This window comes from Alteromonas sp. G4i13 (genome assembly GCF_054960505.1).
The window spans coordinates 65,864-80,578 of record NZ_JBHNYX010000023.1; the positions used below are offsets into that span (position 1 = coordinate 65,864).

Consider the following 14,715-nt stretch of genomic DNA (forward strand, 5'->3'; position numbering starts at 1 on the left):
TTGTGGTATACTTCGCGCCGTTTTTTCTCGAGGAATGAATCCATGCAGGTAATTGAAGGTAATATCAGAGCAACCGGTAAGAAATTTGCTATCGTTGTATCACGCTTTAATAGCTTTGTAGTTGAAAGCTTACTTGAAGGTGCACTAGATACACTAGAGCGTCACGGTGAAGTGAGTGATGACGATATCACGTTAGTACGTGTACCTGGTGCTTACGAGTTACCTGTAGTAGCGAAGAAATTAGCTGAGAAAAAGTCATTTGACGCCATCATCGCACTAGGTGCGGTTATTCGTGGTGGTACGCCACACTTTGATTTTGTAGCAGGCGAATGCAACAAAGGTCTTGCGCAAGTTTCTCTTGAATACGGTGTACCCGTATCATTTGGCGTAATTACAACAGATTCAATTGAACAGGCTATCGAGCGTTCAGGAACCAAAGCGGGCAACAAAGGTGCAGAAGCTGCACTTGGTGCGCTGGAAATGGTTAACGTTATCGATGCTGTTGAAAAGCTTTAAGGTAAACATTAAGTGAAAGTTTCAGCTCGTCGTAAAGCCCGTGAACTCGCTCTGCAAGGCGTGTATTCATGGCAAATGAGTCACAACGATATTCAGCAGGTTGAACTGGCGCTAGCCACCAGTAACGACATGCAAAAGGTAGATATGGCGTATTTCCAAGCTCTGCTTCGCGGTGTTGCACACAACGCAAGTAAACTTGATACGACCATCAAGCCTTACCTTGGCCGTTTGCCTGAAGAGTTAGACGCTATTGAAAAAGCAATCTTGCGCATTGCGACGCTGGAACTGACCGAGCGCATTGACGTCCCTTACCGCGTAATTATTAATGAGGCGATTGAGCTTGCTAAAGCATTTGGTGCTGAAGAAAGTCACAAGTTCATTAATGGTGCACTGGACAAAGCAGTGCGCACATTGCGCAAAGACGAGCGCGACTAACCTTACCGTGGCGGCATGGACTGCCGCTAAAAGGGTTTAAAAATTACCGTGAAAGAATTTGATCTTATCGGCCGCTACTTTTCAAACAGCGGCCACAAACGCAAAGACGTTGTTATTGGTATTGGTGATGACTGTGCTGTAACAACGGTTCCTGAAAACCAACAGCTTGCCGTTACCACAGATACCCTGGTTGCAGGTGTGCACTTTTTGAAAGACGCACCGGCGAAGTCTGTTGCGTATAAAACAGTGGCGGTAAACTTAAGCGACCTTGCCGCAATGGGCGCAGAGCCAGCGTGGATTAGCTTATCTCTGTCATTACCGGAAGTGGACGAAGCTTGGCTAGATGACTTTGTTTCGGGCCTTTATGAGCTAACTCAGTACTATTCTGTACAGCTAATCGGTGGCGATACGGTTAAAGGTCCAATGGCGTTCACGATTACAGCTCAAGGCTTTATACCGCCGGGTTCTGAGCTAACGCGTAGCGGCGCTAAGCCGGGAGATTGGCTTTATGTCACAGGAACGCTTGGTGACGCAGGTGCAGGTTTAGACATCCTGCAAAATAAGCTGAGTGTAAGCGGTGAAGCGAAAGATGTCTTGGTAAATCGTCATTACTTCCCAACTCCTCGCGTAGCGGTGGGCACAGCTATCCGACGTATTGCAACGTCGTGCATTGATATCTCTGATGGTTTAATTTCAGATTTAGGTCATATCCTAAAAGCGTCTAATTGCGGTGCAAATGTTCATGTAGAGCGTTTACCGTTGTCACGAGCATTAACAAGCGCGGTTACACCAGAGCAAGCTATCGAATACGCGCTGTCTGCAGGCGATGACTATGAGCTTATCTTCACTGTAAGTGAAGAGCAGCGCGGAAGTCTTGAAACCTCGTTGGCAAGCACAAACGTGAAAGCCACATGTATTGGCCAATTAACCGGTCATAACGGCACACTTTCATTGCTCAAAGACAACGAAAAGTACACACCTGTTAACGTGTCAGGTTACGAGCACGCCTTTTAGGCGGCCTATTTGTCCGACAAAAGCAATAAAAAGGAAAAAGCATGCAGGCTGAGTTTCGCGCTAGAGTGAGTATGAAAAATCCCGTGCATTTTCTTGCACTAGGTTTTGGCAGTGGACTTATTCCTTTCATGCCGGGAACCTTTGGCTCACTTGCTGCGTTGCCCCTACTTATTGCCTGTAGCCAGATTTCCCTAATTTCCTTTATCGCGCTTACGCTGATATTCTCAGTTGTAGGCATTTACCTGTGTGGCAAGACTGCTGACGATATGCAGGTTCACGATCATGGCTCTATAGTGTGGGATGAAATAGCGGGCATGTTTGTGACCTTTCTGTTTGTACCTATTTCAGCGTCCTCTTTACTTGTAGGCTTTGTTCTATTCAGGCTTTTCGATATCTTGAAGCCTTGGCCAATAGGTATCATAGATAAGCGCTTACACGGCGGTACAGGCATTATGCTTGATGATCTTATCGCTGGCGCCATGGCATGCGGTTGTCTACATTTACTAATAGCGTTTTGGCCTGCCGCATTGGCTTTGTTTTAATTCATTACGAATATTCGCCGCCATTTTGTTAGACTTACCTCAAAGGAAAGCCAGTTGACGGTGAGCAAACTATTTACGAAAAAGCCCGCAAAATAGCGGGCTTTTTAATGTCTTAGTAATGATTTTAAAGCTTAATTAGTTAGCGCTTAAACTGCTAGCCGCCGCAATAATACCTTCAGCATCTAAGCCGTGCTCTTTGTACATTTCCTGCTGAGTGCCTTGCAATATAAAGCTATCAGGCAGCCCTAACATCTTCACCGCTTTTAATACGCCATTTTGCTGTAGGTGTTCAAGCACCGCACTGCCAGCTCCCCCCATAATACAGCCGTCTTCCAACGTAATAAGTGCACTGTGCTCACTGGCAGCTTTTAATACTGCGTCGCCGTCTAACGGCTTAATGAAACGCATGTCGATAACGGTAGCGTCAATCGCCTCTGCAGCTTCAAGCGCGTAGGGCAGTAGGCAGCCAAAGTTTAAAATGGCGATACTTTCAGACTTGCCTTTTGATGATTCTCGACACGTACGAGATTTACCAATCTCAAGCTCTGTCATAGCTTCGTCAGGCGTGACACCCATGCCAGCACCGCGAGGGTAACGAACAGCAGCTGGTTTTTGTAGCTTGTGACCCGTGTAGAGCATTTGACGACATTCATTTTCATCTGAAGGAGCCATAACCACCATATTCGGAATACAGCGAAGGAAAGCGATATCAAACGCCCCCTGGTGAGTAGGGCCATCTGCGCCAACAATACCGGCTCTATCAATGGCAAACAATACGGGTAAGTCTTGAATCGCCACATCGTGAATGAGCTGGTCGTAGGCGCGCTGCAGGAACGACGAATAAATAGCAACAACCGCATTCATACCGTCTTTGGCAAGGCCTGCGCCAAAGGTCACCGCGTGCTGTTCAGCAATCGCAACATCGAAATACTGCTCTGGAAAACGCTGAGAAAACTCAACCATGCCTGAACCTTCGCGCATGGCTGGCGTTACCGCCATTAGCTTAGGGTCTTGTGCCGCCATATCACACAGCCATTTCCCAAAGATTGCAGAGTAGGTAGGGGCTGAAGGCTTAGATTTTGGCAAAGCGTTGTCAGCCGGATTGAATTTTGGTACCGCGTGGAACTTGATAGGGTCTTCTTCAGCAACCGCGTAACCTTTACCTTTCTTGGTGACTACGTGAAGTAGCTGCGGGCCGTCAAACTTGCGCATATTGCGTAGCGTATCGACAACACCATTTACGTCGTGGCCATCGATAGGGCCAATGTAGTTAAAGCCAAGCTCTTCAAATATCGTGCCCGGGACAACCATGCCTTTAATGTGTTCTTCTGCACGGCTGGCAAACTCCTTAATAGGAGGTACATTGCTTAGCAGCTTTTTGCCGCCATCGCGTATAGAGTTGAAAAAGTTGCCTGTAAGCAAGCGAGCTAAGTGACTGTTCAACGCCCCTACGTTTTCAGAAATAGACATTTCGTTGTCGTTAAGTACAACTACCATGTCTTTCTTGATATCACCAGCGTGATTAAGGGCTTCAAACGCCATACCAGCGGTCATTGCACCGTCGCCAATTACCGCTACAACCTTTCTGTTTTTGCCTTCTTTTTCGGCAGCCACAGCCATGCCCAGCCCTGCACTAATCGATGTAGACGAATGACCAACTGCAAAGGTGTCGTAGTCGCTCTCAGGCGGCCATGGGAAAGGGTGCAGACCATTCTTTTGGCGAATGGTGCTCATGCGCTCTGCACGGCCTGTAAGGATTTTGTGCGGATAAGCTTGGTGACCTACATCCCACAGCAATCGATCGAAAGGGGTGTCGTACACATAGTGCAAAGCGACGGTCAGTTCCACTGTGCCTAAACCAGATGCAAAGTGCCCACTAGTTTGGCTTACGCTGTTAAGTAAGTACTCACGCAACTCATCGGCGAGCTCGCGTAATTTGTCTTGGGGCAACTGCCTCAATTTATCGGGTGTTTGCGCAAGCGCAAGCGTTGGGTAATGTTGGAGATCTAAACTCATGTACTTATTATCTTTTTCAACATGGCGCGTGGCTAATGGTCGCGTTTTACCAAAAGCTCGCTAAACGCAATTAAACTGTCAGTATTGTAGGGTAAACGCGCCAATGCTTGAAGTGCATTATCGTGAAGCATTTCTAATTCTTGTTTAGCGCCTGTAATACCAAGTTTGGCTGGAAAGGTATTTTTCCCTAACGCTTCGTCTGACCCCGCGGGCTTACCTAATTTTTCGCTACTGCCTTCCACATCTAAAATATCGTCTTGAACTTGGAAAGCTAGCCCAATATCCGCGGCATAAGCCATTAAGTCAATTTTAGTTTGAGGCAGTAAGCCTTCACTAACAATGGCGACCATTTCTACGCAGGCTTTTAACAATGCACCGGTTTTCAATCTATGCAGCTGTTTTAGTTCTTCTAGCGAGATGGTTTTGCCGGTGCTGGCTAAATCGATAGCTTGCCCACCGCACATACCTATGTAACCCGCACTTTTCGCAAGTACAGACAGTAACTGGCTACGCTTTGTTTCAGCATACGTGCTTAATGGCGCATCAGCTAACACTGTAAATGCAAGTGCCTGCAGCGCATCGCCAGCTAAAATAGCGGTAGCCTCATCAAAGGCGATATGGCAGGTTGGCATACCGCGGCGCAAGTCGTCGTCGTCCATGGCTGGTAAATCGTCGTGGACTAACGAGTAGGCGTGCACACATTCAATGGCCATACTAATAGCCATTTGGTCTTTTTTGGGCACGTCTAAGGTGTTACCTACTACTTGAACAAGTAGTGGCCGCATCCGTTTACCGCCAGCAAGTAAGGCGTGACGCATTGCGTCTTTCAAGCGCGGCGCGTAATCGGGTAATTCGTCAATTAATGTAAGAAGAGATGCATCAGTTTGCTGTTTAACTTGCTGATGCAAAGCAGAAAAATTCATAGATTGCCTGTTAGTTAAAAATGAACGATTTATGGCTGTTCACTTTCAGGAAGAGGATGGAGCGTTTCTTCGCCTTGTTCACTGAGCAGTATCTTTACTTTTTGCTCGGCGTTTTCAAGAGATTGTTGGCCTTGGCGGGAAAGTGCTATACCGCGCTCAAATTTTTCTAGTGCTTTATTAAGAGGCAGATCACCGCTTTCCATTTCGTTAACGATAGCTTCTAGTTCTGATAAAGTTTCTTCAAAAGACGCTGATGCTTTTTCTGTCGTCATAAAAACACTCAATATAGTGGCCAAAATACGTATACCGCGCACATTAACCGAGGGTTGCACAAGGGTCAAATGGTTTGTCCGTATATCGCCTATATCACAGTAACATAGCTTTTTTTTCATCCAGTTCAAAAGGCAACATACAAGCAAATTGTGCTATATTCGATGCAGGGTTCACTAACCTTTCAGAAGTAACCGTGTTATTTACTGTGAAGGAAAAAGTAAGGCGCTGAAAAAGCGCTAGGTATTTTAGTTTAGAAAAAAGACAAAGCTGCGCTTTTGCATAGAACCTACTTCATAATAAACAAATAAATGTGATATTTTTCAATAATGTCGTTTTAGTATTTCTATCTTTTGCCGATAGGGTATTTGTACACTAACAGCACTGACTGCGCATAAATGGGGAAGAGTGAGTGGATTTAGCAACCGTCATAGGTATGTTGGGCGCCATTGGTTTCATAGTGATGGCTATGATTCTGGGCGGCAGCTTGGGCATGTTCATCGACGTGCAATCAATACTTATTGTATTCGGGGGAACACTATTTGTTGTCCTATCTCAGTTTACGTTGGGTCAATTCTTCAGTGCGGGTAAAGTTGCTGGCAAAGCGTTCATGTTCAAAATTGAAACGCCTGAAGAGCTAATCGAGAAGATTGTTGAAATGGCAGATGCTGCACGTAAAGGCGGGTTTCTGGCATTAGAAGAAGCGGAAATTTCAAATGAGTTCATGCAAAAGGGTGTGGACATGCTGGTTGACGGTCACGACATTGAAGTGGTGAGAGAAACGTTAGCTAAAGATATTTCTATGACAACGGAAAGGCATGAGTTCGGCGCTTCTATATTTAAAGGAATGGGCGACGTAGCACCTGCGATGGGTATGATTGGTACTTTGATCGGTCTGGTTGCCATGCTTTCAAACATGGATGACCCTAAAGCTATCGGCCCTGCTATGGCGGTAGCGCTATTAACCACGCTGTACGGTGCCTTTTTTGCCAACGTCGTGTGTTTGCCAATTGCCTTTAAACTGGCGGTAAGAGCTGGAGAGGAGAAGTTAAACCAGAGTCTTGTTCTTGACGGTATTGTGGGTATTGCCGACGGCCAGAACCCACGTGTTATCGAAGGGGTATTAAAGAACTACCTTGCGGCGAGTAAACGCGGAAGCGCAGAGGAAGAGTAATGGCCGAAGAAGAATGCCCAAAATGTCCCCCCGAGGGACTTCCAGCCTGGATGGGAACCTTCGCAGACTTAATGTCATTGCTTATGTGCTTCTTTGTACTGCTACTTTCGTTTTCGGAAATGGACGTACTGAAGTTTAAACAAATTGCAGGCTCTATGAAGTTTGCCTTTGGTGTGCAAAATAAAATTGAAGTAAAAGATATTCCAAAGGGTACCAGTGTGATTGCAATGGAGTTTCGACCTGGCAAGCCTGACCCTACGCCTATTGAGTCCATTCAGCAGCAAACCAACGAAATGACCCAGCAAATGCTGGAATTTCAGGCTGGTAATGAGGATTCTGCCGGCGGAAGGCAGAAGCAGCGCGGCGAGCAGCGTGGCGGACAATCTCAACAAACTGCTACAGAATCGTCTTCATCGGCTGAACAAAGCACCGATCAGTCGCAAATGGCTGAACTGATGAAAAAAGTAGCGCAGCAATTAGAAAAACAAATTCTAGATGGTTCGGTGGAAATGGAATCGTTGGGTCAGCAGTTAACCATTCGAATCCGTGAAAACGGTTCCTTCTCGGCGGGCTCGGCCTTTTTGCAGCCCCAATTCCAACCGGTGTTGAGAAAAATAGGTACGCTGTTGGCGGATGTGCCTGGAGAAATCGAAATTTCAGGGCACAGTGACGGCCAGCATATTGCTAATGAACTCTATCGTTCTAATTGGGACTTGTCAGCGCAGCGCGCTGTCGCGGTCGCTGAAGCCATGCGTACCGCGCCAGGGTTTGACGAAAGTCGTATGTCGGTAGTGGGTAAGGCAGATACCGATCCAATTGTAGAAAATGCCACTACACCTTCAGACCGAGCGCAAAATCGCCGCGTTGAAATTAATATCAATCAGGGTAAGCCAATGCTGTCGAAGCCTATATCAGTTGTAGATGAGTAGTGCTTCGACCAAGAGTCAGCTTCAAACAAGAAAGCGGCGCCAAAAGGGCGCCGCTTTTTTGTCACTACTATCGATAATTAGCGTTGTTAAACACGAGCCAAATCAAGTCTGTAATGAGGCTTTGAAATCACAAGCTGAACGGTACTGATTGTTCTTTCTAAAAAACCACCTTCACAATATTTCAGGTAGTAGGTCCACATTCGCATAAAACGCTCGTCATAACCGTCGTTTAAAAGCTCATCTTTTGCAGAAATAAATGCTTCATACCAATGGTTCAATGTTTTCGCATAGTCAATCCCGATGTCGTGTAAGTCACGAATCATCATATTAGTATACTTTTTCAGGTGAGCGTTAAGCTGGTGCTGAGAAGGTAAAAATCCACCCGGAAAGATATATTTTTGAATAAAGTCGACACTATTTGAATAGCTGTCGTAACGTCTGTCATCAATGGTTATTGACTGAAGCAGCATTAGGCCGTCGTCTTTTAAAAGTGACGAGCATTTCTCAAAGAAATTTCCTAAAAATTGTTTGCCTACAGCTTCAATCATCTCGATAGACACGAGCTTATCGTACTTGCCTTCAAGTAGGCGATAGTCCTTTTTCAGCAAAGTGATTTTGCTTTCAAGTCCTTCCCGGGCAATCCATTCTTTTGCCCATGCATGCTGCTCTTCTGAAATGGTAGTGGTCGTTACGCGGCAACCATAATGCTTAGCAGCATAGACGGCTAGCCCGCCCCAGCCCGTGCCAATCTCTAGAAGATGATCGGTTTCGCTAAGCTGTAACTTGTCGCAAATGGCTTTGAGCTTGTAATTTTGTGCATCATTGAGAGTTGCATTCGGATCTGGGTATATGGCTGACGAATACATCATTGTTGGGTCAAGGAAGTGGGTATAAAGCTTATTACCCAGATCGTAATGCGCCTCGATATTTTTCTTGGCTTGGTCCTTTGTATTTCGACGTGCAAAGTGTTGAATCTTGTTGATGGGCATAGTCACCCATTTAAATTTATTCTCCCATTCGTCAAGGGTAGATAAATTCCTAGCAAACACTCTTACCACGGCTGTTACGTCGTCACTGTCCCATAACCCATCCATGAATGCTTCTCCGGCGCCCACACTTCCGCCAAGCAATAAGCGTCGATAGGCTTGTACATCCTTGATATTTACCGTTGCTCGCAAATCGCTTTCGTCTGTGCCGAAACGCGCAACGACATCGCCGTTTTCTTGAATGGTTAAACTGCCAAAAGGCAGTTGTTTTAAGCATTGTAGGAATAGAGTTCTACACGCTTTATCTACAAAGGAGACCTCTGAGGTGGTCAGTAGTAAAGATTCACCAAAAGACATTGTTATTGTTCCTGACTTTTTTCTGGGTGTGTATACAGTGGCGTTCGTTTAAGCAATAGTTTAAGCGCGTGCCAATAAATTCCAGCCACAGTTTTTATTGTCATACTGGGTATACGTTTAAGTGCCGCAGATAGATTCGCATTATCTAAAGTAAATTTAGTCAAATTAATCCCTGCACTGAACTCTTTGTCGCCTCTTACACAATCCATCGCAAGTGACAGTCTAGCCGACGGCTGCGATATCGACCATTTGTAGGTCATATCCATTGGATTAAACGGGGAAACATGAAAAGCTTTTGGCGTATCGTCTTGAGTATCTAGATTTACAAGGTAGTGATGACGCTCATTCCACGGCGTATTACTTACTTCGGCAAGCATATGTGTATACTTACCTTCGGTATTGCGTAGGTAATAGAAATTCACCGGGCTGAAATAAAGCCCCCACATACGCAGTTGTCCCAGCATAAAGACATCGCCTTGAAGCGTCTTCCCTCCGTTTAACTCTGTCATTCTGTCTATTACTGCCTGACCTAGAGGTAAAGAAGGATCACCTAAATAGTCTTCACGCTTGAAACGCACTCTAGCCTTATTGTATGCAGAGAAGCGTTTTAACGTACTGGACAAGGTTTCGAGTTCGTTGCTCTCAAGCTTTAGCCAAAATAAATAAATGTCATAGTCAAATTTATGCTGGGTAGGCTTAAACCGTTGGTGATAAACCTTACCCTTGTAGATGGCACTTTCTATCACAGGGCTTCACCAAAGCGAGAACAAACATCAAGTGCGCTAGTTACGCCGTCTTCATGAAAACCGTTATACCAGTAGGCTCCACAAAAATGTAAGTTGTCTACGCCACAAATTTCATTTCTTCTTGCCTGCGCGTTGACCATGCTGGCACTGTATTGCGGATGTGCGTACTGATAGCTTCGAAGAATACTCTTTTGGTCTATTTCCGCCGTATTATTTAGCGTTACACAGTAGGTGCTTTGTGCTTCAAGGCGTTGAAGAATATTCATGTTATAAGTGACAGAAGCGGGGCGGGCTTCCTCACTTGCGTCTTCTTTTAAGCTGTAATTCCAACTCGCCCAAGCTAATTTTCTTTTGGGCAACTGTGAAATATCTTTGTGCATCACCACGTCGTTTTCTGCGTAAGGGATATTTCCAAGGATATCTCGATGCAGCGAAGTCGGTGAGTGAATCATTTTTAACGCTTGGTCACTGTGGCACGCAAATACCACATGATCATACATCGCAGCGTTGCCTGAAGAGTCGGTAACCTGCCACTTATCATCGCTTTTCGCTACCGACAGAACGGCCGTCGATAGTTTTATCTTAGACTCAAATGGTGCGATTAAATGCGGAATGTATTGGCTTGACCCACCTTTAATTGTGTACCACTGAGGACGGTCGGTAATATTGAGCAAGCCATGGTTGTTGAAAAACTGCAAAAAGAACGTGAGTGGAAACTTTCTCGTTTGCTCTAAGCTGCTTGACCAAATTGCGGCGCACATAGGCAAAATATAATAACGTGCAAAGTCATCGCTTAGTTTTAATTCTCTAATGACGTCTTCTAACGTAAGTGAAGAAGTATCACGGTTTTCTGCGACCATCGCTTTACACGCTTTGTTAAACGTCAATATGTCTTTCACGATGCGCCAAAATTTAGGCCTCAGAATATTACGCCGCTGTGCAAATAAACTGTTTAAGTTATTGCCGTTGTATTCGAGGTTTGCCTTTTTACTCATTACAGAGAAGCTCATCTCTGTTGGTTGATACTCAACGTTTAACTGATTAATGAGCTTTATAAAATTAGGATAGGTCCAATCATTAAAAACGATAAAACCTGTATCGATATGGTGAGTTTCCCCGTTGTCGCTTATTTTCTTCGTTGCAGTATGACCACCTATATAGTCATTTGCTTCGTACACTGTGATGTCGTGCTGCCTATTTAGAAGGTGCGCGCAGGTCAAACCAGAAATACCTGTGCCAATGATGGCAATCTTATTGTTCATTCATCTTCTCTTATTGTTTTTCTCTCATTGCCAACGACAATCGCTTTTGCAGTGGGGTTGGCAGTATATGCATAAAGCGCAGAATAAAACCAAAGAACCGAGGGAAGAAAACTGTTTGTTTGTTGCCCTCTATTCCTTTAAGCATAGCGTCAGCGGCTTCTTCAGCGCTAATTTTCATTGGCATTTCAAAATCGTTTTTATCTGTGAGGGGCGTTTCTACAAATCCAGGAGACACCGCTTGCACTTTCACGCCTTTGTGGTGAAGGTCTACTTCTAATGATTTAGTAAAATAATGCAGGGCAGCTTTGCTCGCACCGTACGCTTGCGTTCGTGTGAAAGGGAGTAGGCGAGCCATGCTGTCAACAATCACAAGCTTGTCGCCTTGCTTAAGTCGTGGAAGAAGAGCGTCTACACAATGAACAACGCCAAAGAAATTAGGTTCGAATACGCGACGAAACATGTCTGGCTCGAAGTCGTCGATATCTACATATTCGCAGGTACCAGCGTTGAGTACAGCAATGTCAAATTTAACCGTTGCTAGCGCCCGTCGAGTATCGTTAAGATCAGTGACATCGAACTGGCATGCGCTGATATTATTGTACTTACTGAGCTCGTTGAGTGTGTCTTCATTTCGACCACAGGCAATCACTTGATAACCGCTGTTTGCAGCAGTTATTGCTAATGCTTTACCAATACCCGAAGTGGCGCCAGTAATTAGAATACTTTTCACTTTGCTAGCTTCCCTTTAATTTTTTTAACGACAAAACCTAGGATGGGTACGTGCTCATAGACCATTTCGCCCAAGTCGTAATAATCTTTGTGGTAAATAATGCTGTCATCGTTGACACCAAGTTGCGTGGTGCCATCTAGCGTAATTTGCTTATCACTATCTTTCAGCGTAAGGGTCATCGTCCAATTTGCGATATGGGTAACCTTTGAATGACTTGATGGATGCTCTTCTGTGCCATTGGGCGAGCAAGAAAAAATGTCCGCAATGTCGAACTTACAGCTTTCGGCTTGCGTCAATAAGTTGGAAAAATAGCGTTTTACTTCATCAATGCCATGGTGTGTAGTGATTGGGTCGATAAACAGTATGTCGTTGGCATAGATATGTTCTAGGTCGTCTGGAGAAATTTGACATATATCTGTGTAAATTTTACAAAAGCGTCCAATGACGTCCATGGCCTTTCCTTAACTCATAATTCAAAATCAGATTTGCATATCGGTAATGTCGACGCTTAAAAAAATTCGCGGTTATTTTCATGTTCAAATTGCAAGTCTCTGATATGAAATCTGTTAATGTTTTATTAAAAAACTAAATTACATTAATCGTCGTGCTAAAGATCATGTTTTTCCATTTATATGTGAAAAATTTTCCCATTCGATCCTAATTGTTCTCACTTGCGTAATTATTTTCGTGTTTTCGGAAGTGCTGAGTATGAGTGTAGAACGTTTTCCTTTATTTCCTTTATCTGCGCACCTTTTGCCGGAAGGTAGAATGGCATTGCGCATTTTTGAGCCACGATACGTGCGAATGGTTAAGCAGGCATGTGCTGAAAATAAAGGCTTTGTGATGTGTATGCTTAATGCTAACGGTGACAAAAATTTGAATGAGCATATTCATAAAATAGGTACTTATGCGCAGGTTGTTGACTTCGACATGCTCGATGATGGGTTGCTTGGCATAAAGGTTGCTGGTTCTCATTTAGTTGAGGTAAGTAGCATAGAAGTTGAAAAAGATGGTCTTCGTACCGGTAGTTGCAAGGTGTTAGAACCTTGGCAGTGCGATTTGGCTCCTCAACAAATAGCGCCTATGGACGAGCGACTTAAAGAAATATTTGGAAATTACGAAGAGTTGGCATCGCTTTATGAATCACCAAAGTTTGATTGCCCTAATTGGGTATTAAATCGGTGGTTAGAATTATTGCCAGTAGACGGCTCGCAAAAACAGCACTTTTTAGCGCAAAGAGAATGCACCAGTTTACTGAACTATCTCTCTGCACTAATCGCTTAGTCGTTGAGTCGGATAAAGACATTACAAATTCGTAATCCAATATTAGCGATTTTCGCAAACGATTTAAGTCATAACGCCGTAGAATGATACAACCAAAACGGAAAAGCGGACGAATCTTATGTTAGTTGGAATTCCTTTGGAACAAAGTAACAGCACAATCAAGCCTAAAGAGTGTGCAACTGAAATGTCTGATTACCTTGTCGCGGTTGCAGACACCCGATGCAAGCGTTCATTTGCGAGAGTGTTTAACTACTTCGCGCCTCGGCTGCGTTCTTATGCACTGAAACAGATGGGTAATGAGGCACTGGCCATGGAACTGGTACAAGATACTATGTCGAATGTATGGCAGAAAGCGCACCTGTTCAATGCAGAAAAAGGTTCTCCGTCAACGTGGATTTTCACAATCGCACGCAACATTCGCTTTGATATGCTTCGAAAGCTGCAGAATAGAAAAGAGGATGTTTGTTCTGACGATCTATGGCCGGTTTTATGCGAACAAACAGCCGATGCAAACGAGGCGCCACTTGACGAACAAGTTACTTTAGAGCAGATTGGCTATTTGTTCGAATCACTACCTGTAAAACAGAAAGCAGTGGTTGAAGCTATCTATATTGATGGCAAGTCACAACAAGAAGTCGCCGATGAGCTTTCAATTCCATTAGGTACAGTAAAGTCGCGGACACGTTTGGCACTTCAACGATTAAAGGTCATGTTAAACGATAATGATTAGGTTTCACCCAAGTGCCCAGCAACTTAAAGATTTTGTTGAGGGCACATTGTCACCTGCTATATCACTGATGGTCTCTGCACATTGTGACATGTGTGAGAAATGTCAGCGTTTTGTTGAAATTGAAACGGAAAGTCTTGCTGCTCAAATGGTTTCGAACGCCAATTCATCGGCAAGCGACAGAGCTGAAATGTCGCTTCAGTTTGGTGACATGCTATCCCAAATTACGCAGCTCCCATCATCGAAACAAAATAATGCTTTGATGGAACAGCCCACAGCGTATCGTGAGCCCGTAAAGAGGCGGGCGGCCTTGCAGGCGCAGGCAAGCGCAAATACCATCGAGTTAGATGGAAGAGTATTCACTGTACCCAGAACGCTTCACCGCTACATTGATAAAACAGGTAACTGGTCAAGTTTGGTCGGGAAGCTGTGGCAGGCGCCAGTTGACCTTGGAAACCAAGGTGTAGCTAATTTTATCTTTATGGGAAGTGGTGGTAGTGTACCTGAGCACACGCACCGTGGAACGGAATATACATTAGTCATTGATGGTGAGTTCAGTGATGGGCTAAGTCGTTATGATACCGGCGACTTTATTTTCATGGATGGTGATAAAACGCACACGCCAAAATCCGAAGGTAAAGAAGGCTGCCTTGTATTTAGCATTGTCGATCAGCCATTGCACTTTACTTCGGGCCTTGCAAGATTGTTAAACCCTTTTAGTCACTTGTTTTTCCGCTAGTAATCTATCAAGCGAACGCTCAATATGTGACATCCAGATACAAAAAAACGCACAAATGTGCGTTT

17 protein-coding genes are annotated in these 14,715 nt (G+C 44.6%); 9 read left to right on the top strand and 8 right to left on the bottom strand.

Going from position 1 to position 14,715, the window contains the following annotated elements:
- Nucleotides 1–42 precede the first annotated feature (42 nt).
- The 4 genes from ribH to ACFI6J_RS12775 are packed head-to-tail and all read left to right on the top strand — an operon-like array spanning nucleotide 43 to nucleotide 2,507.
- Entirely contained in the window at nucleotides 43–516 is a 474-nt protein-coding gene (ribH, locus tag ACFI6J_RS12760; protein ID WP_014950088.1) for a 6,7-dimethyl-8-ribityllumazine synthase, read from the top strand.
- A gap of 12 nt (nucleotides 517–528) precedes the next feature.
- Entirely contained in the window at nucleotides 529–951 is a 423-nt protein-coding gene (nusB, locus tag ACFI6J_RS12765; RefSeq protein ID WP_014950087.1) for a transcription antitermination factor NusB, read from the top strand.
- Nucleotides 952–999: 48 nt separating this feature from the next.
- Nucleotides 1,000–1,965, top strand: coding sequence for a thiamine-phosphate kinase (thiL, locus tag ACFI6J_RS12770; protein ID WP_014950086.1), 966 nt, complete (start codon nucleotides 1,000–1,002; stop codon nucleotides 1,963–1,965).
- Between the two features lie 41 nt (nucleotides 1,966–2,006).
- Nucleotides 2,007–2,507 carry a phosphatidylglycerophosphatase A family protein gene (locus tag ACFI6J_RS12775; protein ID WP_014950085.1) on the top strand — a complete coding sequence of 167 codons (501 nt, stop codon included), beginning with the start codon at nucleotides 2,007–2,009 and terminating at the stop codon, nucleotides 2,505–2,507.
- 135 nt (nucleotides 2,508–2,642) lie between these two features.
- On the opposite strand, the gene dxs is transcribed toward ACFI6J_RS12775, so the two are convergent.
- From dxs to xseB, 3 genes are read right to left on the bottom strand one after another with little or no spacing between them, the layout of a single operon-like run.
- A complete protein-coding gene (dxs, locus tag ACFI6J_RS12780) occupies nucleotides 2,643–4,523 on the bottom strand; it encodes a 1-deoxy-D-xylulose-5-phosphate synthase (RefSeq protein WP_014976982.1) in 1,881 nt (626 codons plus the stop codon).
- Between the two features lie 32 nt (nucleotides 4,524–4,555).
- Nucleotides 4,556–5,446 (bottom strand): farnesyl diphosphate synthase, encoded by an 891-nt coding sequence (locus tag ACFI6J_RS12785; protein WP_014950084.1) that lies wholly within the window; start codon nucleotides 5,444–5,446, stop codon nucleotides 4,556–4,558.
- Nucleotides 5,447–5,475: 29 nt separating this feature from the next.
- The gene (xseB, locus tag ACFI6J_RS12790; protein WP_014976981.1) at nucleotides 5,476–5,718 is read right to left on the bottom strand and encodes an exodeoxyribonuclease VII small subunit; all 243 of its coding nucleotides are present in this window, start codon (nucleotides 5,716–5,718) and stop codon (nucleotides 5,476–5,478) included.
- Nucleotides 5,719–6,128: 410 nt separating this feature from the next.
- Between xseB and pomA the strand changes: the two genes are divergently transcribed.
- Together pomA and ACFI6J_RS12800 are read left to right on the top strand one after the other, a co-directional pair.
- Nucleotides 6,129–6,890, top strand: coding sequence for a flagellar motor protein PomA (pomA, locus tag ACFI6J_RS12795; protein WP_014950082.1), 762 nt, complete (start codon nucleotides 6,129–6,131; stop codon nucleotides 6,888–6,890).
- Nucleotides 6,890–7,819 carry a flagellar motor protein MotB gene (locus tag ACFI6J_RS12800; protein WP_014976980.1) on the top strand — a complete coding sequence of 310 codons (930 nt, stop codon included), beginning with the start codon at nucleotides 6,890–6,892 and terminating at the stop codon, nucleotides 7,817–7,819. Before pomA ends, ACFI6J_RS12800 begins: the two co-directional genes overlap by 1 nt.
- An 86-nt stretch (nucleotides 7,820–7,905) precedes the next feature.
- Here ACFI6J_RS12800 and ACFI6J_RS12805 read toward each other — a convergent pair whose 3' ends face one another.
- The 5 genes from ACFI6J_RS12805 to ACFI6J_RS12825 are packed head-to-tail and all read right to left on the bottom strand — an operon-like array spanning nucleotide 7,906 to nucleotide 12,352.
- Nucleotides 7,906–9,162, bottom strand: a complete 1,257-nt coding sequence (locus ACFI6J_RS12805; RefSeq protein ID WP_462586192.1) for a class I SAM-dependent methyltransferase — start codon at nucleotides 9,160–9,162, stop codon at nucleotides 7,906–7,908.
- A gap of 2 nt (nucleotides 9,163–9,164) precedes the next feature.
- Nucleotides 9,165–9,908 carry a DUF1365 domain-containing protein gene (locus ACFI6J_RS12810; RefSeq protein WP_462586193.1) on the bottom strand — a complete coding sequence of 248 codons (744 nt, stop codon included), beginning with the start codon at nucleotides 9,906–9,908 and terminating at the stop codon, nucleotides 9,165–9,167.
- On the bottom strand, nucleotides 9,905–11,170 hold the full coding sequence (locus ACFI6J_RS12815) for an NAD(P)/FAD-dependent oxidoreductase (RefSeq protein WP_462586194.1): 1,266 nt from the start codon (nucleotides 11,168–11,170) through the stop codon (nucleotides 9,905–9,907). Before ACFI6J_RS12815 ends, ACFI6J_RS12810 begins: the two co-directional genes overlap by 4 nt.
- Nucleotides 11,171–11,180: 10 nt before the next feature.
- Nucleotides 11,181–11,900 carry an SDR family NAD(P)-dependent oxidoreductase gene (locus tag ACFI6J_RS12820; RefSeq protein WP_462586195.1) on the bottom strand — a complete coding sequence of 240 codons (720 nt, stop codon included), beginning with the start codon at nucleotides 11,898–11,900 and terminating at the stop codon, nucleotides 11,181–11,183.
- Complete coding sequence (locus ACFI6J_RS12825) at nucleotides 11,897–12,352, bottom strand: nuclear transport factor 2 family protein (protein WP_462586196.1); 456 nt, start codon at nucleotides 12,350–12,352, stop codon at nucleotides 11,897–11,899. Before ACFI6J_RS12825 ends, ACFI6J_RS12820 begins: the two co-directional genes overlap by 4 nt.
- A gap of 256 nt (nucleotides 12,353–12,608) precedes the next feature.
- Here ACFI6J_RS12825 and ACFI6J_RS12830 point away from each other — a divergent pair, with 256 nt between their 5' ends.
- The 3 genes from ACFI6J_RS12830 to ACFI6J_RS12840 all read left to right on the top strand — a co-directional run bounded on the left by ACFI6J_RS12830 (nucleotide 12,609) and on the right by ACFI6J_RS12840 (nucleotide 14,650).
- Nucleotides 12,609–13,184 carry an LON peptidase substrate-binding domain-containing protein gene (locus ACFI6J_RS12830; RefSeq protein WP_014950075.1) on the top strand — a complete coding sequence of 192 codons (576 nt, stop codon included), beginning with the start codon at nucleotides 12,609–12,611 and terminating at the stop codon, nucleotides 13,182–13,184.
- Between the two features lie 118 nt (nucleotides 13,185–13,302).
- Entirely contained in the window at nucleotides 13,303–13,914 is a 612-nt protein-coding gene (locus ACFI6J_RS12835; RefSeq protein ID WP_014950074.1) for a sigma-70 family RNA polymerase sigma factor, read from the top strand.
- Nucleotides 13,907–14,650, top strand: a complete 744-nt coding sequence (locus tag ACFI6J_RS12840) for a ChrR family anti-sigma-E factor (RefSeq protein WP_348669004.1) — start codon at nucleotides 13,907–13,909, stop codon at nucleotides 14,648–14,650. The genes ACFI6J_RS12835 and ACFI6J_RS12840 overlap by 8 nt, the downstream gene beginning before the upstream one ends.
- Nucleotides 14,651–14,715 lie beyond the last annotated feature (65 nt).

Bases quoted from the DNA above. Each gene is read 5' to 3' on its own strand.
- ACFI6J_RS12805 (WP_462586192.1), bottom strand. From the start codon at position 9,162: ATGTCTTTTGGTGAATCTTTACTACTGACCACCTCAGAGGTCTCCTTT.
- ACFI6J_RS12800 (WP_014976980.1), top strand. From the start codon at position 6,890: ATGGCCGAAGAAGAATGCCCAAAATGTCCCCCCGAGGGACTTCCAGCC.
- ACFI6J_RS12830 (WP_014950075.1), top strand. From the start codon at position 12,609: ATGAGTGTAGAACGTTTTCCTTTATTTCCTTTATCTGCGCACCTTTTG.
- ribH (WP_014950088.1), top strand. From the start codon at position 43: ATGCAGGTAATTGAAGGTAATATCAGAGCAACCGGTAAGAAATTTGCT.
- ACFI6J_RS12840 (WP_348669004.1), top strand. From the start codon at position 13,907: ATGATTAGGTTTCACCCAAGTGCCCAGCAACTTAAAGATTTTGTTGAG.
- ACFI6J_RS12775 (WP_014950085.1), top strand. From the start codon at position 2,007: ATGCAGGCTGAGTTTCGCGCTAGAGTGAGTATGAAAAATCCCGTGCAT.
- ACFI6J_RS12825 (WP_462586196.1), bottom strand. From the start codon at position 12,352: ATGGACGTCATTGGACGCTTTTGTAAAATTTACACAGATATATGTCAA.
- ACFI6J_RS12835 (WP_014950074.1), top strand. From the start codon at position 13,303: ATGTTAGTTGGAATTCCTTTGGAACAAAGTAACAGCACAATCAAGCCT.
- dxs (WP_014976982.1), bottom strand. From the start codon at position 4,523: ATGAGTTTAGATCTCCAACATTACCCAACGCTTGCGCTTGCGCAAACA.
- xseB (WP_014976981.1), bottom strand. From the start codon at position 5,718: ATGACGACAGAAAAAGCATCAGCGTCTTTTGAAGAAACTTTATCAGAA.
- ACFI6J_RS12785 (WP_014950084.1), bottom strand. From the start codon at position 5,446: ATGAATTTTTCTGCTTTGCATCAGCAAGTTAAACAGCAAACTGATGCA.
- ACFI6J_RS12815 (WP_462586194.1), bottom strand. From the start codon at position 11,170: ATGAACAATAAGATTGCCATCATTGGCACAGGTATTTCTGGTTTGACC.